Origin of the sequence: Pontiella desulfatans, assembly GCF_900890425.1 — a bacterium.
Classification (GTDB): Bacteria; Verrucomicrobiota; Kiritimatiellia; order Kiritimatiellales; family Pontiellaceae; genus Pontiella; species Pontiella desulfatans.
This window is the reverse complement of the sequence record NZ_CAAHFG010000003.1, coordinates 380,120-405,939: the sequence shown is the minus strand read 5'-3', so window position 1 is coordinate 405,939 and position 25,820 is coordinate 380,120. Positions and strand designations below refer to the sequence as shown.

Below are 25,820 nucleotides of genomic sequence, written 5' to 3'. Positions count from 1 at the left end.
AGCCTTCTAAAAATTATCACACCTTCTAAGGTGTGATAAAATCACCCTCTACAAACGCATCCTCGAGCACCTCGAACAGTAAAGCCTGCGCTATGCGCTGGCTTCGCGTCCCGCCAGGCCGATCCTCCGGGAGCCAGCGCGTAGCGCAGGCCCTACTTTCCCGCCTTCCCTTCGTGCCTTGGCGTCTTTGCGGTCATAAAATGAGACTACCCCACCCGGCGGAAGAGGATGCCGAGGATGGAGGCGCCCATGGCGAGGAAGATGAAGAGCGGGTAGGCCGGGCGGTAGGTGAAGGCCACGCCGTCGCGGTCGAGAATGGTTTCCGAATCAAAGGCCGGAATGTTGGCGAGGCTTTCGGGCACGTCGCTCGACAGGCGGTATTCATCGGGATAGTCGCGGCGCCAGCCGACGGTGCGGGCCGCGCCGGAATCCTTGTCGACCAGATGCAGCGAGCAGTTGCGCTTTTCGCTCATCGGCAGGAACGCCTCGTAGCGCCCGAAGCCCGTCTCGCGGATTTCGACCGAAGAGGTTCCGCCCATTTCGAACGCACCCGTGCCGTCCCAGCCAATTCCGCTGAGCGGTTTGAGCGCGGCATCGCGGCGGTCGATCAGCAGGCGGATGCCGCCGGGTTCCTCGACCGTCTGCACGGCGATGCCCTGCCCTCGATCTTTCCGAACACAGCGGCGCAGCACCTGCGCCCAGAACGGGCCGAAGCCGTCCCACTCGACCCACTCGCCCGCCCACAGCTCGGTGGCGTCGGACGTGAAGGCCATGCCCGTGCCGAGCCCGGCTTGGTTCGAGGCCAGCAGCGGCTCGCCGCTTTCGGTCACGAGGTGCAGCCGCGCGGCCGACTTCAGCCGCGTCATCACATAACCCAGCAGGAACGGCGCTTCGTCAAAATCGATGCCATCGAGGAAGCCCATCGTATCGACCGAAACGGGAACAAACGGCTCCTCCTTGATGGCGGAGCGCGACACCTCCATCGTCTCCTTCGTAAAAATCTGCGGCACGCTGGAGGCGTCCATCGTTTCGTAGTAGCGCCCGCGGCCGATGCGCGCAATGCGTTGGAGCAGCTCGCGCGCTGCGCCGCCGCCGAGCGCGACCGACGAAACGGTGATGCCCGACACCGCCATGTCTTCGGCAATGCCCTCGAAGTCGCCCCCGGTGCTTTGGCCGTCGGTCAGCAATATCATATGACGGATGCGCGTGCCCGCCGAGCGCAGCATGCGGTCGCCCTCGGCCATTGCCGGATACATGCTGGTGCCGCCGCTGGCATGGATCGAATCGATCGAATCCTGGATGCGGCCAATGTCGGCGGCCGACGTCATGTCGCAGGCAATGAACGGCTGCGAGTCGAAACCGATCACGGCAATCTTGTCGCGCGGGCTGAGCAGCTCGACGGTCGCCTTGGCGGCGCGGCGCGCCAGCTCGATCGGCGCGCCCTGCATGCTGCCCGACTTATCGATCACCAGCACCATCGCCATCGACGGCGTCTCCTTTTCCTTCTCGAAGCGCGAGGTGATCGGCAGCACCTCTTCGACGGGCGTTTTATAGTAGCCGCCCAAACCAAAACTGTTTTCCGAGCCGAGCATCAGCAGGCCGCCGCCAAAGTCGTTCACATAGCGCCGTAGGTTTTGCATCGAGCGGTCGGGAATGTCGGTGGCGGGAATATCGGCCAGCACGACGGCATCGAACTCCAGCAGGTTGTCGAGCGACGACGGCAGGCCGAGCGGCGTACGCACCTCGACGCTGAAGCCCTGGCTTTCGACCGCCCGCTTAAAGTGACGCATCTTGCGCGGCGTCTTATGCAGCACCAGCACGCGTACCTGCCCGGCCACTTCAATGCGGCACCCCGCAATATTGTTGGCCGGGAAACGATCCTCCTCCGGAATCAGTTCCACCTGCCAGAGCGGTTGATCCTCCGCCTTGATGACAATGTTATCGAACGCGAAGCGGTTTTCGCCCTCCTCCAGATCAACCGCCTGTTCGCCGCAAACGACGCCGCGGTTGATCAACCGCAGCCGCGCCTTCATCGGCTGGTTGGCCGAGACGCGCGTCTTGATACGCAGCGACTCCCCCGCATAGACCACGGGTGATGATGGCTCGACCTCGACCACCGATGCCTCCGGATGCTGCACGCGCTGGAGCCGTTCGAACGAAAGTTCGATACCTTCCTTTTCCATGCGGCGCAGTTCGTTGGCCACCGTGCCGGACGTCGGGATGCCGTCGGAATAGAGTACCAGACGGCGCAGCTTGCCTGACGGGAACCCGAGCCGGGCGGCGCGAAGCGCCTCGGCCATGCGCGTGTTGCGGCGGAAGACGTCGTCCGCCACCGTGTCGCGCCACTTTTCCAGCATGAGCTTGGCGGCCTCCGGTTCCATCGGGCGGACGGCGTCGCCAAAGAGCACCGTTTCCGACGAATCGGACGACTTTAGTTTTTCGTCGAGCTCCATCACGCGCTCGAGCGCGCCGATGCCCGCGTCGAGATCGACCGACTCCGAGACATCGACCAGATGCACCACATGCACGGCGCGCGATGGGCGGTGCAGATACGGACGGCAGAGCGCCAGCACCACCAGCACAATCGCCGCCGCGCGGAAGCCCACCGCTAAACGGCGGAACCGCGCCGGACGATCCGACAAACTAAAGCGATACGCGACGCCCAACACCACGAGCAGCAGCAACCACCAAAGAGGCTGGAGAGAGATTAGTTCCATTGGTTCCTCATAATCTCACTACTTGTCATTCCCCATCACTCCTCGAGCAAAAATATTGGAGCAAAATCATTTCATGCAAAATGTTGGCTTCGACCCAATGTGTTGATTGATCCTCATTTTGCATTAAATCATTTTGCCTACCTTCTCTGCCGCCAAGTTGCATCATCCGACCTTCCTCCGGTGATAGAGCACAAACTCGAGCGTCAACAATAGTAGCGCGGCAGCGAGGAACCATTCCGAAAGCGGGAATCCGGTCGAACGCACATGATCGCCGACTGTCAGGGCTGAATTATCCAAACCAATCTCCGTCTCGGGCGCGGTGCTGCACGCCACCGTCTGCGTGGCGGCGCCCGAAACGATTTCGTGGAAACCGAATTCGGTCAGCGGCCCGACGCGGCCATCGGTGTGCGTGAAAATGGCCCCGCCCGCGCGGTACGAAGCCGGGGGTTCACCTTCGAGTTCCATCAGCTCCGATGCCAGCGACCAGACCAACACCGGAAACTGCGGATGCAGGAAAAAGTGATTCAGCGCCGGATCGAAGTTCAACACATATGCCGTCCTGCTCGACGGGAGTTTTTCACCACCCGCTTCGCTAGAGGGCACAGAGTTCACAGAGGCCGTTCCTCCAGAATCATTCCTCTGTGCCTCTGTGTCCTCTGTGGTGAAAGTTTTTGTAGTTTTATAGATGAGCGGGATACCGGAATCGGTTTCGGCGAGGACGACGGCTTGCTCCGGCGGTTCGATCTGGCGAACGCCATTGACGACCAGTCCGTCGAGGTTGGCGAAGCGCATCAGCGGATGCGTTGGCAACACGACGCGGATGGCGGCCTCTTCCGTTTCGCCGGAGACGCCCTTCCAAAACGGCGACTCGCCCTCCGGCGCAAAGACCGCCAGGCGCTCCGCCGAGCCTGCGGCGACCTGGCCGCGATAGAGTTCGAGGTGCGGATCGTCGTTGCTCATCAGCAGGCCGTTCAAACCTTCGCCGAACGACTCGACGCAGAGTTGCCAAAAGATGTGGGTTTCGGGCGCGCGCACCGCGACGCGGACGGGGTCGGGTTCCGGCACGAATGCAAAGGCATGGTTGTCGGCCGACAGCGCATCGTCGATTTCCAGTTCGAGGAACCATTTGCCGGGCGCGCCGTCGATCAACGTGAGAGTTACCGGATCGTTGAGTCCCGGTTGGAGCGTCAGCGGAATGACCCGCTGAATGTTGTCGGCGTTACCGTGCGCCAGCACCGCATCGACCTCGACCGAATCGGCCGCACCGGAAAAGACGCGGAAGAAGACGCCGAGCGGATTGCTTTCGCCGGGAATACGGCGGACGTCAAAGGCCGAGAGGCCGACGTTGTCCTTCGGTTCGCCCACCTTGACCAGCTCGATGCTCTCCGGCAGCTCGCCCGCAAAACAGCCATCGGAAAAGAGTAAAATGCGTTGCTGCTCCGCCATCGCTCCGTCGCGGCCAAAGTGGCTGAGCGCGGAAGGATTGAAGGTAACATCGTTGGCAGCGACGCGGTCGAGTCCGTGCATCAGCTCGCGGCGGCTGGCGGTGAAGCCCGTTTCGGAAATGAGTTCGCCGGAGAGCGTAAAGATAGCGGCGCGTCCGCCAGCCGGGAGCGAGCGCACCCATTCGCGGGCGGCGCGTTGGGCGGCGTCGAGCCGCCCGTCGGCCTGCATGCTCAGGCTGTTGTCAACAATCAGCACCAAGCGGCTGGCCGATGCACCGTCGCGCAGGACGGGTTGCGCGAGCGACAGCACCATGAAGATGAACGCCAGCGCCATCAGCAACAGGCTCAGCCAGTCGCGCAGCTTTTGCAGGAATGAGGCAGCGCGGTGTTCCTGGAAGATGCCTTGCCACAGGAACCATGCGCTGGTCTTCTTACGGACGGGGTGCACCTTGATGAGGTAGACCACCGCCAGCGGAATCAGGCCGAGCAGGCCCCATAAAAATTGCGGCAACAGAAAACTCACGCGACCAACCCGCCTTTTCTAAGAATGACTTCGACAACGCGGTCGAACGGAACATCGGAAAAGGCCTGCACGAAGCCAACACCACGGCGGGCGCACTCCTGCTTGAGGTCGGCATTCCAGTCGCGGATCGCCTGTTCATAGCGCGCGGCCTCGGTGGCGGTGATCGTTACCTTACGGCGCTCGTGACTTTCGCAACATTCGAGGTCGACGTCGCCCTTCATGTCGCACTTCATTTCGGCGGGGTCGAGCGTCTGGATGCAGAAGACATCGTGCCGCCCCCACTGCAACAGCTTGATCGCCTCGGCATAACCATCCGGCACGAGGAAATCGGAAACGAGCACGCAGACGCCGGGACGTTTGACCCGTTGCTGAAAGGCACGCGCACAAATGGATAGATCGGTCGTGGTTCCAACCAACGGCGCATCTTCGAGCGCGCGCAGCATCGGGAACACCTTGCCGCGCCCATGCGCCGGACGCAGTAGCGTGCCGAGCTGATCCGACACCGAATGGATGCAGACCCGGTCGTGGCACGACAGCGCAATGTAGGCCAGCGCCGCCGTCACCTGCTTGGCAAAGATCGATTTCGAATCCATCGACGGACTGCAGTCGAGCAGGAAGTGGACGCAGACGTCCTCCTCGAGTTCGTAGAGCTTGACCACCAGCGCTTCGAGCCGACCATAGATATTCCAGTCCACATGGCGGTAGTCGTCGCCATAGTGGTATTCGGCATAGTCGGCAAAGTTGATCCCGCTGCCCTTGCGCGTAGAGCGGCGGTCGGCCCGCATCGAGCCGCCGAGCACCTTGCGGGTCAGCAGGAACAGGGTCTCAAGCCGTTTTAAAAATTCGGGATCGGTTAGCACGCACGGTCTCCTAAACGCAATGGTTTGAATGACCGCAAAGACGCGAAGGCGCCAAGGGAGGTTTGATGGAAAAATGTGCCAACGGCACTAGACAATTTAGCATGGGACGTAGTCCTATGATCTTGAGAGCAACCACCGGACTTGCCCTGACGCGAAGCGAGGCTTGAGGAACGAAAGCAACGACTGGAAGGAGTGGCAACGGGCAACACAACTTCCGCTGTATGTGTTGTCCCTTCAGGACAAATTTTCTTTTCCGCCGCGATCCCTTGGGCGTTGCCCAAGGCTAAATTGTGTTGCGCCTTCAGCGCACCGCCCGGCGGGGATCTTGTCGCAAAGCGCAATGCGATGGGTTGCACTCTCTTGGCTTCCATACCCGCTCCCATCGACTGCTCTTCAGACTTTTTTACTGTAGGCTCCGCTCCTCCAGAACGATTCTCCATTCTCTTACGATCATGAATTCCGTGGATATCAGGATTGTTCTTTATGAACTCGTCTCTCCGTGCTTCTGGCTCAAAAAGTTCAAGCTCATCCGGCAACCTAAAAGTTTCTTTAATTTCATTGATTGAATATCCGCCAGATACCGAACCATCAACTATATTTACTGCGAAATAGGTGATTCGATCATCAGCTGAATTCACCTCAAAAACAGTTCCGCCAATTAATTCCTCCCTGACTTCATTTTGGGCAACAATCAACATGCTTTTATCAGCGAGCATATGGTAAGCGCAGATATGCCTATCTACTAAAATATCCCCTGTATTACTCGCAACGTATCTATCCCGGCCTCGATCCTCGATGATGACGCGTTCTGACAGCGCAATGTTAGGATTCTGCCGCTCGTGCTGATATTTCATGATTAAACCAGACACCCAGAAAGCTACCACCAGATGAACCAGCGGGATCAGCCCCGACAGCGAATGCCGGAGTTTCAACTGTCCACGCCTCCATTTGGTGATAAACCAAGGGAGAGCTACCACATAACCAACAGGATAACTTAGCACCAACAGAACAGATAAATATCTGAGATGCCCATCGAGATCATCCGCCAGGGGAGCGTCAAAAAGGAAGATCGACAAATATCCCAAGATCGGCCAAGCCAACAATGAAAGCGAAGCTAACGAAAATGTAATGATGCCTATGGGCTTACAGATATTCACTACCAATCCACTCAGTCCGCAAGGCTCCGAATAATGTCGGCGGTGTCGATGCCTTCGGCCTCGCCTTCGAAATTGAGGAGGACGCGGTGGCAGAGGGCGGGAACGGCGACGGCGTTGATGTCGTCCTTGGCGACGTGGTAGCGACCCTGGACGAGGGCGCGGATGCGCGCGGCGGAGATGAGCGTCTGCGCGGCGCGCGGCGAGGCGCCGTAGCGTACGAAACGGGCGACATCGTGCGGCGCGTTTTCGTTGTCGGGATGGGTTGCGAGCACCATGCGGACGAGATAGTCGCGCACCTCCTGGGCGACGGGCACCTGCGCGGCGGTCCTGGCCATCTCAATCAGCTCTTCGCCGGAGATCACCTTGTTGATTTCGGGGCGGTCGATCCCGGTGGTGCGATCGAGGATGAGCCCCATCTCCTCGTGGTTGGGCAGTTCGACGGAGAGCTTGAAGAAGAAGCGGTCGAGCTGCGCCTCGGGCAACGGATAGGTACCGTCCATCTCGATCGGATTTTGGGTGGCGAGCACGAAGTAGGGCCTGGAGAGCTGATGGCAGATGCCGCCGACGGTGACGGTTTTTTCCTGCATGGTTTCGAGTAGGGCCGACTGCGTCTTGGGCGTGGCGCGGTTGATTTCGTCGGCCAGCAAAATGTTGGTAAAGATGGGGCCCTTCTGGAATTCGAAGACCTTGGAGCCGTCCTTGTCGACCATGATGTTGGTGCCGAGGATGTCGGCGGGCAGCAGATCGGGCGTAAACTGGATGCGCTTGAACTTGAGATCCATCACCTGCGAGAGCGTATGCACAAGCGCGGTCTTGCCGAGCCCGGGAACCCCTTCGAGCAGCACATGGCCACCCGCAATGACCGAGGTGAGCACCTGCTCGACAATCTGTTCCTGGCCGACGATAAAGCGGCCGACTTCCTCGCGCATCTTTTGAAACCGTTCGGCGAAGCGTTCCACCTCCGCCGCCATCGAATTCGTTTCGTCCATTATTTCGCTCCTTCGCGTTGCTCGTTTTCCAGCTTCTGGATGTTTTCAAAATAGGTTTTCACACCGTGCTTCATCTCTTCGGGAATATCTTCGCGGCGCACAAACGCCTCGACCTGGCGATCGTAGTCGACCTCGGCGGCATCGGCCCCGATGCCCGATGCCGTTCCGCTGCCGGAGGCGGCTTCTTCGATCTGCTTTTCGGATTCACCTTCGCCGAGCTGGCCGGAGAGATGCTCGGGGGTGCCGATGGCGGGGCTGACATAGCCCGGCGGACGGCTGGAGCGGTCGACGCCCTCGCCCGCGCCCTGGCCGCCCGGCTTTTTGCCCTGCCCCATGCAGCTCTGGCAGCCCTGCAGTTGCTTGCGCAATTTTTCGAGAGCGGCCTGCGCATCCTTGCGCGCGCCGAGTTTGTTCATCGAGTTGCAGTTTTTACAGATGGAATCGTTGGTGCAGCTTTTGCATTCGCTGGAGCACTGGCCGTTCTTCTTTTGCTCCTGCGACATCTTGTTAATCTGCTCGCTCATGCCTTTGGCATCGCGCCGCGCGCCGCTTTGGTTCGACGACATGCTCTTTTCGGTTTCGCCGATGCGGGCGGAGAGCTGTTCAAGCGTCTTGCGCTCCTGCGCAGAAGGATTATCGGAAAGCTGCATCTTTTCGAGTTCGCTGGCGGCCTTGCGATAGTTACGCTGCGAAAGCGCATTGCCGAGGGCGGCGGTCTCCTTGCTTTGGCGGAGGTTTTCGGCGAGGGCCATTAGATAGTTTTCGTCGGCGCGCGTATCGAGCTCGCCCTGCTTCTGCGCGAGGCGGCGGTCGATCTCGGAAAGCTTGCGCATGACGGCGCGGCGGTCGGTGTCGGCCTGGAACTGTTCGACCAGTTCCTTGAGCTCCTTATCCTTCAGCAGCTCGGCGACCTCTTCGTCGGCCTCGTCCATCATTTCTTCCAGCGCCTCGGCAACCTCCTCGGCCAGCTCTTCGGAGAGGGCCAGCACGGCCTCCTCCTCGGCGCGGGCCTGCCGGACCGCCAGCGAGTCGTCCACAAACAGCAGTCCGAGCGAAGCGATCACCAGCGCCACGGCAAGCGTCAGCAGGCGGCGGGGCAGCGCGGGGCGCAGCGAAACAGGGTCGTGCGGTTCGATGGCGCGCCCGGTGTGCTCCAGCTGCAGCGCATGGATTTCGTCGGCGCGCCCTTCGCGGATATGCTCGTCCGCCGTCACGAGACCTTCCTTCAAATCGAAAAACCGGTCGATGTGCCCGACGGCGCGGCGAGAGGAAAAACGGAAGCGCAGATAGGTGGAAAACGCCACCGCCATCGAAAGAAAGAGCGGAAGCAGCAGGATCAGGCGGGCAACCCGATAGCCGCGCAGCACAAAAACCAATTCGACCACCAGCGCGACCGCGCCGAAGGCGAGCAGCGCCCAGAGTCCGGCGCGCATGCGCTCGCCCGCGTTGAGCTGCTCGCGCCCCGCTTCGGCGAACGCCTTGATCCTATGCTTTATATCCATGTCCACTCCAATATTGTGGCAGGTTACTTCATCACACCTCCCATTCCAACCCAACCCATCAAATCTTTTGCCCGTGAAAGGTTGAGCGGCGCCCTCCGCACTATCAGGTTGGGTGGTGCCCGCAGATCGCGACAAATACCGTGCCTGATTTTAGGCGCTGGAAAAAAATGTCGAAACTCCTCTTAAACCATTGGTTCGCCACAGGTTGGAACATCGACGCCCCCGAGGGGCGGAACCACCGGAAATATTTTTCCGGAATGCGCCGTGCGCAATGGGCCCGGCCTCCCGGCCATCGCATTTTTCTATCAACTAGCAACCAACCACTTACAACTTCACCGCGACGGCATGGCGCCCCGCTGGCACACCTGATGCAATAGGAGCCTCAACAATTTGGAAACCACAAAAATGGCAAACGAATCAATCAACCTACTCGAGAAACGAAAAAGCCAGGTGCACGTCGGCGGCGAATTCGCGATGGAAGCCGAAAAGCAGAGTCTGGCGGGCTCGGTCAGCCAGCGCTCCTGCAGCTTCTGTGGTTCGCGGGTGGTGCTCTACCCGATCGCCGATGCCATCCACATCGTGCACGGCCCGATCGGCTGCGCCTCCTACACCTGGGATATCCGCGGCGCCCTCTCCTCCGGCCCCGAGCTGCACCGGCTGAGCTTTTCGACCGACATGCAGGAAAAGGATGTCATCTACGGCGGCGAGAATAAACTCTACAACGCCATCAGCGAACTGATCGACGAATACAAGCCCAGCGCCGCCTTCATCTATTCCACCTGCATCATCGGCGTGATCGGCGACGACGTGAACGCCATCTGCAAGAAGGTGCAGGCGAAAAAAGGCATCCCGGTCATCCCGGTCGATTCCGAAGGCTTCAAGGGCTCGAAGAAAGAAGGCTACAAGGCCGCCTGCGACGCCCTCTTCAAGCTTGTCGGCACCGACGACAACCCGACGAAGGTTCCGAACTCGATCAACATCCTGGGCGACTTCAACCTGGCCGGCGAAATCTGGATTATCAAGGACTACTACGAGCGCATGGGCGTGAACGTGGTCTGCTCGGTTTCGGGCGATGGCCGGATCGACGACATCCGCAAGGCCGGCCGCGCCCACCTCAACATCGTGCAGTGCTCCGGCTCGGTCAGCAACCTGGCCAAGATGCTGGAGACGGAATACGGAACGCCGATGAAGCGCGCCTCCTACTTCGGGATCGAAGACATGTCGAAGGCGCTCTACGACGTGGCCGATTTTTTTGATGACGACGAGATGCGGCAAGGTGCGCAACGCGTCATTCAGGAAGAAATTGCCAAGCTGTTGCCCCAGCTGGCGCCCTACCGGAAGGACCTCCAAGGGAAAAAGGCCGCGGTGTATACCGGCGGAGCCTTCAAGGTCTTTTCGCTGGTGCGCTCGCTGCGAACACTCGGCATGGACGTGGTGGTGGCCGGGTCCCAGACCGGATCGGTGGACGACTACAAGCTACTCACCGAACTCTGCGATCCGGGCACCATTATCCTCGACGACACCAACCCGCTCGAATTGGCCAAGTTCGTCAAGGAGAAGGATGTCGACCTCTTCATCGGCGGCGTCAAGGAGCGCCCGATCGCCTACAAGCTCGGCGTTGGCTTCTGCGACCACAACCATGAGCGCAAGGAAGCGCTGGCCGGCTTCGTCGGCATGCTGAACTTTGCCAAGGAAGTCCATTCGTCGGTGATGAGCCCCGTCTGGCAGTTCGCACCCCGGAGGGCAAACCGATGACCCATTCACGCATATATTCCTCGCCCGCTCCTTGCGTCGCTCGAGACGCAGAGCAGCAGAGGGGCAAAGTAAAATGTATTTCCTCAGCGAACTCAGCGCCTCTGCGAGGAATCAACAACGGAAGAGGCCGAAGATGAGTTGCGAATGCGGAAAAACCTGTGCACCGGTCGATAGCCCGGCCAACGCCTGCACAGCAGCGGATAAAGCCAAATGCGGCTGCGGCCCCGCCCCGGCGGACAAGCCGTTGACCGGCAAGAATTTCACCGCAACACGGAATGCCTGCAAGCTTTGCGCTCCGCTCGGCGCCAGCCTTGCGTTTCGTGGAATCGAAGGTTGCCTCCCCTTCCTCCACGGATCGCAAGGCTGCGCCACCTACATCCGCCGCTACATGATCAGCCATTTCCGCGAGCCGATGGACATTGCCTCTTCGAGCTTCGGCGAAGAGAGCGTCGTGTTCGGCGGCCGGCAGAATCTATTCGACGGCCTCAAGCACGTGATCGAGGGCTACCACCCGCAGGTGATCGGCATCGCCACCACCTGCCTGGCCGAAACCATCGGCGACGACGTGGACATGTATGTGAAGGAGTTCATTGCCAAGGAACGCAAGCAGATGAACCTGCCCTTCATCCTGCGCGCCTCGACCCCGAGCTATGCGGGCAGCCATGCCGACGGCTACCAGTGGGCGGTGCGGGCGATCGTCGACCAGCTCGCGATCGACGGGCCCAACGAAAAATTCATTGGCGTCTTCCCCGGCATGGTATCGCCGGCCGACCTGCGCCACCTGCGCGAAATCCTGACCGACTTCGGCATGAATTTTTCCATCGTTCCGGATTATTCCGACCCGCTCGATGGCCCGGTGTGGGGCGACTACCACAAGATTCCGGCCGGCGGCACCCCGGTGCGCGAAATCACCAAGCTCGGCCGGGCCTCGGCGGTGATCGAACTGGCCTCGACCATCTCCGACAAGCAGTCCGCCGCATCGCTGCTCGACAAAAAGTTTTCGACCGCCGTGTTCCGGGTTGGCCTGCCGATCGGCATCCGCCAGTCCGACAAGTTTTTCAAGGTGCTCGAACAGATCACCGGCTGCCCGACCCCCTCGCAGCACGAGGCGGAACGCGGGCGGCTGATCGACTGCTACGTCGATGGGCACAAATACACCTTCGGCAAGAAGGTCGTGATTTTCGGCGAGGAGGATTTCGTCGTCGGCATGGCCGCCTTCTGCGCCGAGATCGGGCTCAAGCCGGTGCTTTGCGCCTCCGGCGGCAAAAGCGGCAAGCTGCGCGAATGCGTTCTGGAGGTTGCCCCGGAAATCGATCCCGAAACCCCCATTCTCGAAGGCGTCGACTTCGCCGAAATCGAAGCCGCCACGCACACGCTCAAGCCCGACCTGCTGCTCGGCAACAGCAAGGGCTTCTCCCTCAGCCGCAAAGCCGGCGTCCCGCTGATCCGTACTGGGTTTCCTATCCACGACCGGATCAGCGGGCCTCGTTCCCTCCATCTGGGATACCGCGGCGCGCAGCGGCTCTTCGACACGATCGTCGACAAGCTTATGGAAATCAAACAAGACAGCAACGACATCGGATACACATATATTTGATGAGTGAAACGTGAGCCGTGATTTTCCTTCACGACTCAATCGTCGCTCTTCACGACAAGGAGAAAAACCATGGCCCTCGATTTTTCAAAACACCCCTGCTTCAACCCGGACGTAAAAGGCAAGTTCGGCCGCGTGCACCTGCCGGTGGCACCGAAGTGCAACATCCAGTGCGGCTACTGCAACCGCAAATACGACTGCGTGAACGAAAGCCGCCCGGGTGTTACCTCCAACGTGCTCTCGCCCGGCCAGGCGCTCTACTACGTCAACGACCTCGTCGAGTCCGGCAAGCCGATCTCCGTGGTTGGCATTGCCGGCCCCGGCGACCCGTTCGCCAATCCGGAGCAGACGATGGAAACCCTGCGCCTGATCCGCAAGCGCCATCCCGACATGCTGCTGTGCGTTTCCACCAACGGCCTGGGCGTCGGCCCCTACATCGCGGAGCTGGCCGCACTGGAAGTGAGCCACATCACCATCACCATGAACGCGATTGATCCGGAGATTGGCGCCAAGGTCTATAGCTGGGTGCGCGAGGATAAAAAACCGCTGCGGGGGCTGGAAGCCGCCGAGCTGCTGCTGCAGCGCCAGATCCAGGCGATGAAAGCGATCAAGGCGCACGGCATCACGCTCAAGATCAACACCATCCTGATCCCCGGCGTGAACGACGAGCATCTCGACGCCGTTGCCTCCTTCGCCAAATCCGAAGGGGCCGACCTGCACAACATCATCCCGCTCTGCCCGGTCGAGGGTACCAAGTTCGAGGATTTCGAGGAACCCACCCCGGCGCAGATCCACGCCGCGCGCGACATTGCCGGCCAATACATGCCACAGATGACGCACTGCCAGCGTTGCCGGGCCGATGCCTGCGGCCTGCTGGCCGAGGGCACCACGCAGGAAACCCTCAACTTGATCGAGAAAGCCGCCAATGCCCCGATCAACCCGGACGAGGAACGGCCCTATGTCGCCATCGCCACCCGCGAAGGCGTGCTGGTGAGCCAGCATCTGGGCGAAGCCGGCAACGTGCACGTCTACGAACAAATCAACGGCCAGACCCAGCCGGTGGAAATCCGCACCCTGCCCACCAAAGGCGGAGGCGATGAACGCTGGGCGGAGGTCGGCTCCATCCTGCAAGACTGCCGCGCCATCCTCGTCTCGGGCATCGGCCCCAAGCCCACCCGCATCCTGCGCGACTCCGGCATCAAGGTGGTTGTGATGGAAGGGTTGATCGAGGAAGCCCTCGAACGCATCTATGCCGGCGAAGAAATCCGCGCCCCCATCCGCCCCACCAAGTGCGGCGAGAAATGCGCCGGCGACGGCGGGGGATGCGGATAACGTGAAACGTGACGATTGAGTCGTGATTTTCTGTTCACGCATCACGGTTCAATCGTCACGAACCATTTGGAACCATCAAAGTTAACTAAACATAAACCACAGGGGGTAACAACCATGCCAATAGCAAAACCGGAAATGCACTTCTTCATCTGCAACTCATACCGCGTGGCGGGCGAAGCCAAGGGCGTCTGCAACACCAAGGGCGCCGGCGACCTGCTCGCCCAGCTTGACTCCGAAATCCTCGACCGCGGCCTCGATGCCCAGGTCTCCGGCTGCGGATGCCTGAAGGTCTGCACCGAAGGGCCGGTGATGGTGATGTATCCCGCCGGAAAATGGTTCGGCCAGCTGACGGAAGAAAAGCTCGAAGCCATTCTCGACGCGATCGAGGACGGCGAGGACACCAGTGAATTCGAACTTGAATAGCTGCCGGCACAACCAACCCCCCGGCGCATACTGCGGAACGCAGGATGGCCGGTGGGTTAAATCCGTCAAGGACTATGTCAAGAGCCTGGACTACGGCGAGGTCACGGTGGTCGTGCACAACGGCCACGTGGTCCAGGTTCAAAAAACCGAAAAGGTCCGGTTCTGAACATGCCCGCAAGAAACGTCACGCTCAACCTGATCGGCACCCTCCGGACACCGCACACCACGCTCGACAACATCCCGGTGCAGCCCGTAGGCGGAAAGCAGGTTGAAGGCGTTGCCGAACTCTACCCCGAGCTGGCGGCGGGTCTGACGGACCTCGACGGTTTTTCGCACGCGATCCTATTGTTCCACCTGCACGAAATGAAGCCGGGCTACGAGCTGACGCCCACCCCTTTCATGGATGACCGGCCGCACGGCGTGTTTGCCACCCGCTCGCCGCGCCGCCCGGCGGCCATCGGCCTTTCCACCGTTCGCATTAAACGCGTGGAGGGCCACTGCCTCCACTTCGAAGGGGCCGACATGCTCGACGGCTCCCCGCTGATCGACATCAAACCGTTTTTCAGGCACGTCGACAACCAGCCCGATGCCGTCAGCGGCTGGCTCGAAGACAAAGCACCGGACATCGCCGAGCACCACCGCTCCGACGCCCGTTTCATCTGACACATCCGCAACACCCCGTTCTGCCTACCGGACCACCGGCGGCGTCATGAAAAGCAAATTGGTTTATGCTTCCCGGCAACGGATGACGCAACCGGAGACTGGAACAATGAAAGTCATCATCCTGCGGTCCATCGCGATCGCTGCGGCATGCGGCATCACAATAGCCAACGCCTGGGACGGGCGAGAAAACGCCGTCTGGTTGGAGGGCGGCATCAAGGGAGCCCTCGGGGAAACCCTGGATGTGAAGGTGATCGAGCAGGTCCGCTACCAGGAGACCGATTTCGACTTTTACTACCGCCATTCCGAGGTCTGCCTGCCGTGGAAGTTTGCCCGGGGCTGGAGTCTGGCCCCGGCCTACCGCTACGTGACCATCACCAAAAACGGAAGCTCCACCTCCATGCCAAGCGGACACCTGAACCTGTGCAACACCTCCGCGTTGTCCGGGCTGGATCTGATAAGCCGGTTGCGGATCTTTTTTGCGGATCTCGACGGCGCGGACGACCGGACCGATTTCCGCCCGAAGCTCGCGCTGATCCCGGCCAAAGGCTGGACTGCCTTGAAGCTCAAGCCCTACGCCGAGAATGAAATGATGATCAACCTCGACGATGGACGTTTCTATCTCAACCGCCTGACCGCCGGGATCAAGTGCGCGCCGGCGAAGCACCTCGCCCTCTGCGCGTTCATCGGGCAGGATCTTGTCGAAAACAGCGCGCAGAGCGGTTGGAACGAGCGCTACAACTATGGCATGGTTGCCTGCATGGGCTTTTGACCGAAGAGGCGATGGCACGCTCCATGCAGTGATAGGTGCAACCGATTCCTCCCTACGGAACGGCGACACCTGGAATAAAGGAATGTTTGAGTAAAACCTCGATTTCAGGAGTACAAACATGAAAACACTACCGACAATTTTGTCCGCTTTATGCATCGCCCTGCAGGTCCGGGCGGACTTCACGGTGTTCGCCGCGGCGAGCACCACGGATGTTTTGAAAGAGCTGGCGGCCTCCCATAAGGAACAAGGGGGGGAACCCGTACGGTTCAACTTTGCCTCGTCCGGCGCGCTGGCCCGGCAGATCGATGCGGGGGCGCCGGCCGACCTGTTTGTTTCGGCCAACGCCAAATGGATGGACTGGCTCGAAACCCAGTCCGCCTGCCGGAAGGAAACCCGGTTCGACCTCGCGGCCAACAGCCTGGTGATGGTGGCCCCGCCCGGGTCATCGCTGGCGTTCGACGGCACGATAAGCGGCCGGGTTGCGGTCGGCGATTTCAAGAGCGTGCCCGCCGGCATGTATGCGAAGGAAGCGCTTGAGCACCTGGGCTGGCTGGAGACATGGCGCCCCAACCTGGTGCCGACCTCCTCGGTGCGGACGGCGTTGCTCTATGTCCAGCGCGGAGAGGTTGCCGCAGGTATCGTATACGCCACCGATGCGCAGGCCGCTGGCCACCTTGAGGTGGTTGGAACCTTCCCCGCCGAAGCGCACAGCCCCATTGTCTATCCCGTTGCGGCGATCTCGGGAAACAAGGCGGCCCTTCAATTCCTGGACTTCCTGAAAACCGCCAAGGCCAAGGCCATCCTGAAAAAGCACGGCTTCGCAGATCCTGAAAAAACAAACCACAAAGACTCCAAGTCCACCAAGAAAAGCGGCACAAAGCCTTCGTGTACTTCGTGCCTTAGTGGTGAAAGAAAATGATTGCCCTCAGCCCAACCGAAGTTAGCGCCATCTGGCTTTCGCTGAAAGTCGCGATGGGCGTGGCGCTGGCCACCACCGTCCCTGCGGTGCTGCTGGGCTGGCTGATGGCGCGGCGCGAGTTCCGCGGCAAGATCCTGGTTGAAAGCCTGATCCACGCGCCGCTGGTGATTCCGCCGGTGGTCACCGGCTACCTGCTGCTGATCGTGTTCGGCCGGCATGGCGCCATCGGGAAATGGCTGGCGGAGGTGTTTGATATCCGCCTGGTCTTCACTTGGCAGGGGGCGGTGCTGGCCTCCGCCATCGTGGCGCTCCCGCTGGCGGTGCGCTCGGTGCGGCTGGCCGTTTCGCTGGTTGACCGGCGGCTCGAAGAGGCCGCGCTGACGCTGGGCTATTCGCCGTTCCGTACCTTCATGAAGGTCACGCTCCCGCTCGCGTGGCCGGGCATTCTCGGCGGCATCCTGCTGGCCTTTTCCCGCAGCCTGGGCGAGTTCGGCGCCACCATCACCTTTGCCGGCAACGTGGAAGGCTCCACCCAAACGTTGCCGTTGGCCATCTATTCCGCCCTGCAGGTTCCCGGCGAGGAAAACGTGGCGATGCGCCTCGTGGTGGCATCGCTGGTGTTGTGCTTCGCCAGCTTGTTGCTTTCAGAAGTTTTAACGCGAAGGGCCAAATATAAACTAGGCGTGAGACGTGATTCGTGAAAACGTGATTATTCCCTTTCAACCGAATCACGCCTCACGGCTCAATCATCACTTTAACCATGAAACTCGACGTCGATATCTATTTGAAGCAGGGCCGGTTCCTGCTGGATGCGCAGTTCAAATGCTTTGAATCGGCGCTGGGCATCTTCGGACCGTCGGGCTGCGGCAAGAGCACCCTGTTCCGGGCGCTGGCCGGTTTGGTGCGGCCCGATGGCGGCCACATCATTCTCGGAGGCCAAACGCTGTTCGATGCCAGCCGCCGGGTTTTCGTTCCGCCGCACAGGCGCCATATCGGGCTGGTGTTCCAGGATGCCCGCCTCTTCCCCCATTGGTCGGTCGAGCAAAACCTGCGCGCGGGGGAATGCGTTAAGGGGCGAACGCTGGATCGGCCCTATTCCTTCGACGACATCGTCGAGCTTCTGAACATCGGCCATCTGATCCACCGGGCCGTGGACGATCTTTCGGGCGGGGAGAAGCAGCGCATCGCCATTGGGCGCACCCTGCTCTCGAATCCGCGCCTCATGCTCATGGACGAGCCGGTCAGCGGGCTCGATGTTTCCCTCAAGTCGCAAATCCTGCCCTTCCTGGCCCAGGTGCACCAATCGCTAAAAATCCCGACGGTGCTCATCAGCCACGATCTCGGGGAGATCCTGCAACTGACCGACCAGCTGTTGCTGATGCGCGAAGGTTCGGTGGTTGGAAACAATACGCTCGACCAGCTGGTTCGCAATCCGGCCACCCTCTCCGAACTCAAGGGCGCCGACCTGACCAACATGATTCGCGTGCGCGTCCGGAAACACGACGAGACCAAGGGCATCACCCTGCTCGAAGTTCCGCGCAATCCGGACTACACCATCGAGATGAAACGCGACTCCGGCCTGGAGCCCGGGCGGGAGATCAGCCTGGGCATCGCCGCCAACCAGATTGTGCTGGCGACGCAGCGGATGGGCTCCATCTCGATACGGAACCAGCTGCCGGGCAGTGTCCTGAAAATCATCCATACCGACGACCGCTCCATCTGCCATATCGAAACCCCGGCCGGCATCCTGTTCGCGGAGATCACTCCGGGTACGGAGCAGGAGCTCGGCCTTTGCGAGGGATCGGCCACCTGGGTGCTGTTCAAGGGCCTCTCCATCGAACGGATCTAGGGGGCATTCAACCGAGGAGTTCGGCGATTTGTTCGCCCATCCCCACGTAGGTGGCGGGCGACATATCGAGCAGGCGTTGCTTGTCGGCGGGATCGAGTTCCAGCGTTTCGACAAACTGCCGGATGGTTTCCTTGGTGATCTTGTCCTGCCCGCGGGTGAGGTCCTTGAGCTTTTCGTAGGGTTTTTCGATTCCGGCCTTGCGCATGATGGTCTGGATGGGCTCGGCCAGCACTTCCCAGGCGTTGTCGAGATCGGAGGCGAGGTTGTCCTCGCGGAGCTTGAGCTTGCCGAATCCCTTGAGCGTGGAGAGGTAGGCGATCATGCTGTAGCCAAAGCCGACGCCCATGTTGCGCAGGACGGTGGAGTCGGTGAGGTCGCGCTGGAGGCGCGAGACCGGCAGCTTGGCGGAGAGGTGGCCGAAGATGGCGTTGGCCAGGCCCAGGTTGCCCTCGGAGTTCTCGAAGTCGATCGGGTTGACCTTGTGCGGCATGGTGGAGGAACCCACTTCGCCCTTGATGGTTTTCTGGCCGAAATAGGCCATGGAAATGTAGGTCCAGATGTCGCGGTCGAGGTCGATCAGGATGGTGTTGAAGCGGCTGATGGCATCGAAGAGTTCGGCCATGTAGTCGTGGGGCTCGATCTGGGTGGTGAAGCGGTTTTGCCTGAGGCCGAGCTCCCCTTCGATGACGCCCTTGGCGAGCGCCGGCCAATCGACGTCCGGATAGGCGGAGAGATGCGCGTTGAAGTTGCCGACGGCCCCGTTGAGCTTGCCGAGGATTTCGACGGCTTCGGCTTTGGCCTTCTGCATGTCGAGGCGGTCGGCGAAGACGGCGAGCTCCTTGCCGATGGTGGTCGGGGAAGCGGTCTGCCCGTGGGTGCGGGCGAGCATGGGTACGGCTTTCCACGCTGCGGCGAAGCCCTTGAGCTGGTCGATCAGCTCCTGCTGGTGCGGCAGCAGCGCGGCGAGGCCGTCCTTGAGCATGAGCGCGTGGGAGAGGTTGTTGATATCCTCGGAGGTGCAGGCGAAGTGCAGGAACTCGGAGAGTTCTTCGAGCGAGGTGCCCTCGATCTTTTTCTTGAGGTAGTATTCGACCGCCTTGACATCGTGGTTGGTGGTGCGCTCGATCTCCTTGACCTTTTCGGCTTCCTGCGGAGTGAAGTCTTCGACAATGCCGATGAGCAGGGTTTGCTCCTCGGTGGTCAGCGCACGGCATTCGGGAATGCCGGCCTCGGCGCAGAGCGCCATGAGCCAAAGGACTTCGACCCGAACGCGGTTGCGCACGAGCGCGTATTCGGAAAAACATTCGGTCAATTCGGCAACCTTGGATGCATAGCGCCCGTCGATCGGGCTGATGGCTGTAATCATTTCTTTCTCCCTAAATTGTTTGCGAGCGGCGAATATAGACGGGCAGGCGGAGTTGGGCAAAATGATTCTACTACGTACTGCGTATTACGTATTGCCATGGGCACTCCTTGACCGGAAAATAAATACGCAATACGCCTACTCAAGCAACTTCATGTCGGTTCCGAAGAGGTCGCCGACCTTGAGCAACTTGACATCGGACTCGATCTTGATGACCAGCCCACTGGGCATGGTGACCCAAACAAGGTTGCCGACATACTCGAAGGGCGCAATGAACTGCAATAAATTGTTTCCTGACGGCTCCGGAAAACGCATGCTTCGACCTCTACCCAAAGGAGCCGTATGCCCAAAACCCTCTATCTAGTGCGCCACGCGAAATCCGACTGGAATACCGGCAAGGCCGACTTCGACCGCCCGCTCAACAAGCGTGGTCGGCGAGACGCCCCCGAAATGGGCCGGCGGCTGAAGGAACGCAACGCCCTGCCCGGCGCCATCGTCTGCAGCCCCGCCAAACGGGCGCGCGAGACCCTCGAGTTGCTGGATCTGGGGATCGACACCACCGACAACGAAAACATTTATGAAGCCTCAGCCGGAATGCTGATGGAGATCGTGCAGGACCTCGATGACCGGCTGGACTCGGCCATGCTGATTGGCCACAATCCGGCGATGACCTGGCTGGCCAGCCAACTTACAGGCGTCCGGATCGAGGGCATGCCCACCTGCGCCATCGCCACGATCCATCTGGATTCCACCCACTGGAACCAGGCCGGAACCTGCCCCGCGAAACTCCTCGACCTGGATTATCCGAACAAACCATCCTAAATTACGACATGCACCTTCAAATGATAAAACTGCCCATCATCATCCTACTTCTTTCAACCGTTACGGCACTCGCCGGCGACTGGAAACTTGCGAAAGACGAAGACGGTATAAAAGTCTATACGCGGGGAGTGGAAGGCACAGGATTCAAACAATTCAAAGGCGTTGCCCGGATTCCCGCGCGCCTCTCCACCCTAATCGCGGTTTTCAACGATTTGGATTCCGCTGCAAAATGGGTAAAGACCTGCGACCGCATCGAACTGATCGAACAGGTAAGCCCGGCGGAAACCTACACCTATGCGTACAATCCCGCCCCTTGGCCTGTTAAAGACCGCGACGCCGTGCTGCACAATGTGATTATGCAAAATCCGACCAACTACATCGTAACGATCACCCAAACCGCCGCACCCGACAAAATCCCCCGCCTCACAAAAGCGATCCGGGTCGAACGCATCGAGAGCCTGTGGACCCTCACCCCGCAGAATGACGGCTCCGTGGAAGTTGTATACCAATCGCTATCCGATCCGGGCGGTCGCGTGCCGGCCACGCTCGTCAATGCCGTGTCTGTCTCGCAACCCTACACCTCCCTCAAAGGCATCTGGATAACTGCCCAGGAGAAACGATTCAAGAACGTCAAACTCGGTTTCATAAGGGAACCCGGCGATTCATGACCAATCGGAATCCAGCGACTCACGCCCTCCGCCCCAAGGGGCAGGGTATCTTTTCAACACCCTCTGCGCTGAAAGCGCTACACAATTTAGCCTTGGGCAACGCCCAAGGTTCCTCGAAACCACAAGACTTGCCCTGAAGGGGCAACACAATCCGTCCGTGAATTTGTGTTGCCCCTTCAGGGCAAAATCCTATTCCAATAGATATTCCCATGGCGATGCCATGGGCTAAATTATTTAGTGCTTTCAGCACAGAAAACAGCAGGTAGGGTGTTTGCTTTTCATCATCCTTTCCTCATTATTGCAGCACCACCAGCCGTGTGCCGAACCACGGCATGCCTTTGACGGAGTGCGATCCTTTTTCGAGATGCTTTTGCATGAGGGTCATCGGGTTTTCCTTCTTATTCTTGCCTCTGCTCTTTGCCTAGTTTGTAGGTTTGTTCCAGACTCGCAGTGTATTCCTCGAACGAGTCGTAGATTTTGTTGACGGTTACCTTGGCTTCCTCAAATGGACAGGCTTCCAGCCTCGCCTCCCGCGCTTTTTCATTCCAGTGCCGTGCCTTGTCAAAGTCATGGACATTAAGGAAATAGTAATATAGCTGCCCAATTTTCTCTTCATCCCCAGCTTGGGCGAGTTCGATATCCGCCTGGAGTTCTTCCTTGCTCAGGTCAATGCGTACCATCATTTCTTCAAGACTAGATATATCCTTTTTGTGGTAGGCAAGGTTCTTGTCCCACTCCTCCTTGCTGGAAAATGACTCCCAATCATCGCCGGCCGAAATGGCCTCGGCTTGCTTCAGCGCCACCGATCCCCATTTAAGCGCCTCCTTGCAGTCGGCAAAACCATAATAAAGACACAACGTTAGACAGCAATCCAATGCACCGTCCTCCGCTTGCTCAATCATTTCCACGATAGTCTCTGCACTAACGTCGGAGAATTGCCTTAGGTCTGGCCAAGTTGTTTTGGGAGCAGTGGATTCTTTTTGGGCACTCATCTCCGTGTTCCCAATTTCACTGCGGTTTCTGGCCACAGAGGGCTTCTGTCGTTTCCGGGCAACCGGTTGCTCGTTGATCTCGATGGCCTTCAAGACATGTTGAAGTTCGGCCACACCGCAACCCGGCGTCGTGGCATAATCCAAATCGACCGGTGCATCGTCGCGTTTCAATGCAAAACACCGTCTGTTGAGCAATTCCCGGTCGGTCTTTCCAGGGATCATGAAGAACTCCAAGACACTCACCACTCCAGGCTTGCTTGGCGACCAATAAAACAGCGTGACGTGCCGGGTTCTGTTGTTCAGCACCATTTCCCGGCAGCCAACGTCATGCCCATCAATATCGATTTTGCTTGAATGGGCAAGACTGTCCTGAACAACTAACTTTCCTCCCTTGTAGTTGGTTTGTTTGGCATCCTTGGACTTCACCCTCCATCTCGGCAGCATGATGCGATCGTTTTCCCCGCCGCCATGGGCCTTAAGAGTGGCCTTGGGAAAGTCCGACTGTTTCGGGATGAGCAGGGAATAGGCATACATATCCGCAATATCTGGATTGTAGTAGAATTCGATGTCGCCCATCTCGGCCTCCTGTCCATTGACAAGACCGAAAGGCAGGTCGCCCAAGATGCGTCGGCACTTTTCATCCAATTGTGCTGGGGTTTTTGCGCTTCTCCATCCATGCGGAAGCGAAATGGTAAAGTGACCGATGCTCGTTTTGATTGGGAACAGCGTCGGATCGATTTCCGGCTCCTGCCGTTTGCCCTTGGCGCATCGTTCAAGGAACTCTCTCAGGCTAGCATATTCCGGCACTTCCAAACACTTGGCAGCATAGGCCCTGACCGGTTCGTGCTGGTCGCAGTTCGATGAGAACGACCACCTAGCCAAATCGACAATGCAGAGCTGTATGTAGTCGTCCTTTGATGTGGCATAGAGAGTGTGGAGATCCTCGATGGGGATGTTATCCTTTCCATCGCCCTTCGTTTGCCCTAGCAGGTTTTCCAGATATTTCATGTCCCCCGTGGCAAAATAACCAGTCCACCAAATGTCCAGCTTGCGAACGTCAACTTGTTTGTCGTCGTTGACATACCGGGCCAGAACCGATTTACCGTCCAGGATTTCCTTCGCCATTTTCCCGAGTTCCCCATCCGTCCGAAGGGGCCATCCATGTTTCCCGGCAATCCTTGCAAGTTGCACCGCGTATAAAAGGCCTTTGTAGTTACTGGTTTTGACTATTTCTGCTTCATCTTCGAAAGCAGTCTGCTGAAGCTCATCGAACCGTTCCCGGGAGGGTGATGTGAAAAACAATGTCTCATCCTCCTGATCGGAAGCAGTCAGAAGCACCGGCAGCGAAAGTGCGACAATCAATATCAATCGAAGTTTCATGATCATTCTCCTTGGTAATACTATACGAACCGACACCGAAAACCTTTCACGCCATCAAAAACTCAAAGCTCATTCTTTTTGTATTGATCAATGCCTGCTCCCACTTTCCACCCCGTTCATTTCTTCAGCTCCTTCGCCAACTCCCGGGCTCGCAACTCGCCTGCAGTGATCTGGTCGGTGGTTAGTTTTTCAGCCAATGCCTCTTTTAAGTCCGGGTAGCCATTCGGTGCCGCAAGGAGAGCCCATGCATACGCTTCAATGGAATTCTGGGGAACGCCTTTTCCAGCCATGAACATTGTGCCGAGTTGGCTCTGGGCATAGGCATGACCTTGCTCTGCAGCCTTGCCATACCATTTGGCCGCCTGCCCGTAGTCCTGGTGAACACCATTGCCTGTAAGGTGTAACCAGCCGAGGTTGCTGAAAGATGACGTGCACCCTTGTCCCGCTCCCAGGGTATACCACTTGACCGCCTGCTTGTAGTTCTGGCGGACACCATCGCCCTCGCGGTACATCCAGCCCAGCTTGCATGGCGCATGCGCATACCCTTGCTCCGCAGCTTTGGCATACCACTCGGCCGCCAACTTGTAGTCTTGTGGAATGTCTTTACCTTTTCTGTATAATTCACCCAGGTAATATTGCGCGTTGGCATCTCCTTGCTCCGCCGACGTTTCAAGCAACTTCATGCCCCGCCCGATATCCTTGGGAATTCCCCTACCATAGACAAACATCAGACCAAGGTTGCACTGAGCCAGGGAATGGCCTTGTTCCGCAGCCTTGGCATACCACTTCTGCGCCTTCGCATAGTCACGATCAATCCAGTCGTTACCTTCCCGAAACAAATCCCCCAACCCATATTGCGCCTCCGCATTCCCCTGACAGGCCGCTTTCTCAATCCACTCCAAACCCTTCTTGGGGTCTTTGGGCACGTCTTTTCCCTCGCAGCACATTGAACCGAACGCGTATTGAGCCAGGGCATCCCCATTCCCGGCGGCTTTTGCAAGCCATGCGACTGCTTGTTCAGTGTCCCGGTCGATACCAATGCCTTCGGAGTACATCAAGAAGAGATTGCGCTGGGCAACCGTATGCTCCTGTTCCGCCGCCAGTGTCCACAATCTGAGCGATTGTTCATAATCCCGGGGCACACCTTTGCCTTCGAAATATAATAAACCTAAAAAACACTGCGCGTCTGCAAGACCTTGCTCCGCCGCCATTTCTCCCCATTTGACCGCCTGCGCATAGTCTTGCGGGATGCCATTATCTTCAAAGTACATCCAACCCAGAGAGCGTTGGGCCGCGGCATGATCCTGCTCCGCCGCCTTTGTCCACCACTGCACCGTTTGCGTATAGTCCTGTGCAACCCCGTCTCCTATCCGGAACAAATGCCCCAACACATATTGCGCATTCGCGTCCCCTTGACGGGCGGCTTTTTCAATCCACTCAAATCCTTTCTTTTCATCTTTGGGCACCCCGTTGCCTTTCCAGTACATTTCCCCAAGTGCGCATTGAGCATCGGCATCCCCTTGCTCCGCAGACTTCATAAACCAATGGAACGCCTGCCCATCATCCTGCGGAACCTCCTCTCCATAGATGTATTTCTTGCCCAGTTCATACTGGGCTTCGGCATCACCATCCGCAGCCTTCGACTGCAACTCCTCCAATGAAGGCCCGGCATTCCCGGCCAAACATCCAGCCGTCAGCACCAAACCGACTCCCAAAATGCATATGCACAATTTCCAACCAAATGCCCTCATAACCTTCACTCCCTTTCCGTGGTTACGCCCGCCCCATTTCAAACTTTTCACCAAACCGTGATTTCAACCCAGGCCACTTGTCAGCGGAGCCACCTGAGCCCCAACCCCGATTCCCTTCGGGATGCTCAACGTCATCACATCCTTGGCATCCTCCCCCCTCGCAGTCCAGTATGGAGCCGTACACCCGGAAACCAGCAACAACACGACTGTCAGGATCAACATGTTCCACTCACCCCTCCAACACATACTACGCGCTCCTTGGCATAATCTTTCATGGCCGACGCATCATTTTGGGAAATCCAATTCTTTTTTGCGCCTGGTGCTCGCTGAACCATCGACCGCAGACG

At 58.9% G+C, this 25,820-nt stretch carries 23 protein-coding genes; 12 read left to right on the top strand and 11 right to left on the bottom strand.

All coding sequences use genetic code 11. The features are described 5' to 3' along the window. Positions 1-206: 206 nt before the first annotated feature. The 6 genes from E9954_RS22810 to E9954_RS22785 form a co-directional block, all read right to left on the bottom strand. Positions 207-2,717: a VWA domain-containing protein gene (locus E9954_RS22810; protein ID WP_136081595.1), complete on the bottom strand. Its 2,511-nt coding sequence runs from the start codon at positions 2,715-2,717 to the stop codon at positions 207-209. 162 nt (positions 2,718-2,879) lie between these two features. Next, complete coding sequence (locus E9954_RS22805; protein ID WP_136081594.1) at positions 2,880-4,685, bottom strand: vWA domain-containing protein; 1,806 nt, start codon at positions 4,683-4,685, stop codon at positions 2,880-2,882. Then, positions 4,682-5,545 carry a DUF58 domain-containing protein gene (locus tag E9954_RS22800; protein ID WP_136081593.1) on the bottom strand — a complete coding sequence of 288 codons (864 nt, stop codon included), beginning with the start codon at positions 5,543-5,545 and terminating at the stop codon, positions 4,682-4,684. The genes E9954_RS22805 and E9954_RS22800 overlap by 4 nt, the downstream gene beginning before the upstream one ends. Beyond that, positions 5,539-6,702: a hypothetical protein gene (locus tag E9954_RS22795; RefSeq protein WP_136081592.1), complete on the bottom strand. Its 1,164-nt coding sequence runs from the start codon at positions 6,700-6,702 to the stop codon at positions 5,539-5,541. The genes E9954_RS22800 and E9954_RS22795 overlap by 7 nt, the downstream gene beginning before the upstream one ends. Positions 6,703-6,713: 11 nt before the next feature. Further along, positions 6,714-7,691 carry an AAA family ATPase gene (locus tag E9954_RS22790; RefSeq protein WP_222847285.1) on the bottom strand — a complete coding sequence of 326 codons (978 nt, stop codon included), beginning with the start codon at positions 7,689-7,691 and terminating at the stop codon, positions 6,714-6,716. Continuing rightward, the gene (locus E9954_RS22785) at positions 7,691-9,193 is read right to left on the bottom strand and encodes a hypothetical protein (RefSeq protein WP_136081591.1); all 1,503 of its coding nucleotides are present in this window, start codon (positions 9,191-9,193) and stop codon (positions 7,691-7,693) included. The genes E9954_RS22790 and E9954_RS22785 overlap by 1 nt, the downstream gene beginning before the upstream one ends. A gap of 405 nt (positions 9,194-9,598) precedes the next feature. Here E9954_RS22785 and nifE point away from each other — a divergent pair, with 405 nt between their 5' ends. The 10 genes from nifE to modC all read left to right on the top strand — a co-directional run bounded on the left by nifE (position 9,599) and on the right by modC (position 18,497). After that, positions 9,599-10,948 carry a nitrogenase iron-molybdenum cofactor biosynthesis protein NifE gene (gene nifE, locus E9954_RS22780; RefSeq protein WP_136081590.1) on the top strand — a complete coding sequence of 450 codons (1,350 nt, stop codon included), beginning with the start codon at positions 9,599-9,601 and terminating at the stop codon, positions 10,946-10,948. Between the two features lie 133 nt (positions 10,949-11,081). Then, positions 11,082-12,545 (top strand): nitrogenase component 1, encoded by a 1,464-nt coding sequence (locus E9954_RS22775; RefSeq protein ID WP_136081589.1) that lies wholly within the window; start codon positions 11,082-11,084, stop codon positions 12,543-12,545. 69 nt (positions 12,546-12,614) lie between these two features. After that, positions 12,615-13,874: a radical SAM protein gene (locus tag E9954_RS22770; RefSeq protein WP_136081588.1), complete on the top strand. Its 1,260-nt coding sequence runs from the start codon at positions 12,615-12,617 to the stop codon at positions 13,872-13,874. Between the two features lie 114 nt (positions 13,875-13,988). Then, a complete protein-coding gene (locus tag E9954_RS22765; RefSeq protein WP_222847284.1) occupies positions 13,989-14,297 on the top strand; it encodes a (2Fe-2S) ferredoxin domain-containing protein in 309 nt (102 codons plus the stop codon). Continuing rightward, positions 14,278-14,463: a YezD family protein gene (locus tag E9954_RS22760; protein ID WP_222847283.1), complete on the top strand. Its 186-nt coding sequence runs from the start codon at positions 14,278-14,280 to the stop codon at positions 14,461-14,463. The genes E9954_RS22765 and E9954_RS22760 overlap by 20 nt, the downstream gene beginning before the upstream one ends. A gap of 2 nt (positions 14,464-14,465) precedes the next feature. Continuing rightward, positions 14,466-14,960 (top strand): tRNA (N6-threonylcarbamoyladenosine(37)-N6)-methyltransferase TrmO, encoded by a 495-nt coding sequence (gene tsaA, locus E9954_RS22755; protein WP_136081587.1) that lies wholly within the window; start codon positions 14,466-14,468, stop codon positions 14,958-14,960. Between the two features lie 106 nt (positions 14,961-15,066). Continuing rightward, the gene (locus E9954_RS22750; protein ID WP_168442513.1) at positions 15,067-15,729 is read left to right on the top strand and encodes a DUF2490 domain-containing protein; all 663 of its coding nucleotides are present in this window, start codon (positions 15,067-15,069) and stop codon (positions 15,727-15,729) included. 118 nt (positions 15,730-15,847) lie between these two features. Next, positions 15,848-16,648, top strand: coding sequence for a molybdate ABC transporter substrate-binding protein (gene modA, locus E9954_RS22745; protein WP_136081585.1), 801 nt, complete (start codon positions 15,848-15,850; stop codon positions 16,646-16,648). Further along, a complete protein-coding gene (gene modB, locus E9954_RS22740) occupies positions 16,645-17,349 on the top strand; it encodes a molybdate ABC transporter permease subunit (RefSeq protein ID WP_136081584.1) in 705 nt (234 codons plus the stop codon). The genes modA and modB overlap by 4 nt, the downstream gene beginning before the upstream one ends. Positions 17,350-17,408: 59 nt before the next feature. Then, a complete protein-coding gene (gene modC / locus E9954_RS22735) occupies positions 17,409-18,497 on the top strand; it encodes a molybdenum ABC transporter ATP-binding protein (RefSeq protein WP_136081583.1) in 1,089 nt (362 codons plus the stop codon). Positions 18,498-18,504: 7 nt separating this feature from the next. On the opposite strand, the gene purB is transcribed toward modC, so the two are convergent. Continuing rightward, positions 18,505-19,863, bottom strand: a complete 1,359-nt coding sequence (gene purB / locus E9954_RS22730; protein ID WP_136081582.1) for an adenylosuccinate lyase — start codon at positions 19,861-19,863, stop codon at positions 18,505-18,507. A gap of 135 nt (positions 19,864-19,998) precedes the next feature. Next, the gene (locus E9954_RS32710) at positions 19,999-20,142 is read right to left on the bottom strand and encodes a hypothetical protein (RefSeq protein WP_168442512.1); all 144 of its coding nucleotides are present in this window, start codon (positions 20,140-20,142) and stop codon (positions 19,999-20,001) included. Between the two features lie 60 nt (positions 20,143-20,202). On the opposite strand from E9954_RS32710, the gene E9954_RS22725 reads away from it, so the two are divergent. Further along, positions 20,203-20,682: a SixA phosphatase family protein gene (locus E9954_RS22725; protein WP_136081581.1), complete on the top strand. Its 480-nt coding sequence runs from the start codon at positions 20,203-20,205 to the stop codon at positions 20,680-20,682. A 20-nt stretch (positions 20,683-20,702) separates the two neighbouring features. After that, positions 20,703-21,350: an START domain-containing protein gene (locus E9954_RS22720; protein WP_168442511.1), complete on the top strand. Its 648-nt coding sequence runs from the start codon at positions 20,703-20,705 to the stop codon at positions 21,348-21,350. A gap of 398 nt (positions 21,351-21,748) precedes the next feature. Here the strand turns inward: E9954_RS22720 and E9954_RS22715 are convergent, their stop codons facing one another. The 3 genes from E9954_RS22715 to E9954_RS22705 all read right to left on the bottom strand — a co-directional run bounded on the left by E9954_RS22715 (position 21,749) and on the right by E9954_RS22705 (position 25,695). After that, positions 21,749-23,722, bottom strand: coding sequence for a hypothetical protein (locus tag E9954_RS22715; RefSeq protein WP_136081579.1), 1,974 nt, complete (start codon positions 23,720-23,722; stop codon positions 21,749-21,751). Between the two features lie 116 nt (positions 23,723-23,838). Continuing rightward, the gene (locus tag E9954_RS22710) at positions 23,839-25,473 is read right to left on the bottom strand and encodes a tetratricopeptide repeat protein (protein ID WP_136081578.1); all 1,635 of its coding nucleotides are present in this window, start codon (positions 25,471-25,473) and stop codon (positions 23,839-23,841) included. Positions 25,474-25,536: 63 nt separating this feature from the next. Next, positions 25,537-25,695 carry a hypothetical protein gene (locus E9954_RS22705; RefSeq protein ID WP_168442510.1) on the bottom strand — a complete coding sequence of 53 codons (159 nt, stop codon included), beginning with the start codon at positions 25,693-25,695 and terminating at the stop codon, positions 25,537-25,539. Positions 25,696-25,820: the final 125 nt, after the last annotated feature.

Coding starts and splice junctions, on each gene's coding strand:
- E9954_RS22810 (WP_136081595.1), bottom strand. CDS start 2,717: ATGGAACTAATCTCTCTCCAGCCTCTTTGGTGGTTGCTGCTGCTCGTG.
- E9954_RS22790 (WP_222847285.1), bottom strand. CDS start 7,691: ATGGACGAAACGAATTCGATGGCGGCGGAGGTGGAACGCTTCGCCGAA.
- E9954_RS22785 (WP_136081591.1), bottom strand. CDS start 9,193: ATGGATATAAAGCATAGGATCAAGGCGTTCGCCGAAGCGGGGCGCGAG.
- nifE (WP_136081590.1), top strand. CDS start 9,599: ATGGCAAACGAATCAATCAACCTACTCGAGAAACGAAAAAGCCAGGTG.
- E9954_RS22775 (WP_136081589.1), top strand. CDS start 11,082: ATGAGTTGCGAATGCGGAAAAACCTGTGCACCGGTCGATAGCCCGGCC.
- E9954_RS22770 (WP_136081588.1), top strand. CDS start 12,615: ATGGCCCTCGATTTTTCAAAACACCCCTGCTTCAACCCGGACGTAAAA.
- E9954_RS22765 (WP_222847284.1), top strand. CDS start 13,989: ATGCCAATAGCAAAACCGGAAATGCACTTCTTCATCTGCAACTCATAC.
- tsaA (WP_136081587.1), top strand. CDS start 14,466: ATGCCCGCAAGAAACGTCACGCTCAACCTGATCGGCACCCTCCGGACA.
- E9954_RS22750 (WP_168442513.1), top strand. CDS start 15,067: ATGAAAGTCATCATCCTGCGGTCCATCGCGATCGCTGCGGCATGCGGC.
- modA (WP_136081585.1), top strand. CDS start 15,848: ATGAAAACACTACCGACAATTTTGTCCGCTTTATGCATCGCCCTGCAG.
- modB (WP_136081584.1), top strand. CDS start 16,645: ATGATTGCCCTCAGCCCAACCGAAGTTAGCGCCATCTGGCTTTCGCTG.
- modC (WP_136081583.1), top strand. CDS start 17,409: ATGAAACTCGACGTCGATATCTATTTGAAGCAGGGCCGGTTCCTGCTG.
- purB (WP_136081582.1), bottom strand. CDS start 19,863: ATGATTACAGCCATCAGCCCGATCGACGGGCGCTATGCATCCAAGGTT.
- E9954_RS22725 (WP_136081581.1), top strand. CDS start 20,203: ATGCCCAAAACCCTCTATCTAGTGCGCCACGCGAAATCCGACTGGAAT.
- E9954_RS22720 (WP_168442511.1), top strand. CDS start 20,703: ATGATAAAACTGCCCATCATCATCCTACTTCTTTCAACCGTTACGGCA.
- E9954_RS22715 (WP_136081579.1), bottom strand. CDS start 23,722: ATGAAACTTCGATTGATATTGATTGTCGCACTTTCGCTGCCGGTGCTT.
- E9954_RS22710 (WP_136081578.1), bottom strand. CDS start 25,473: ATGAGGGCATTTGGTTGGAAATTGTGCATATGCATTTTGGGAGTCGGT.
- E9954_RS22705 (WP_168442510.1), bottom strand. CDS start 25,695: ATGTTGATCCTGACAGTCGTGTTGTTGCTGGTTTCCGGGTGTACGGCT.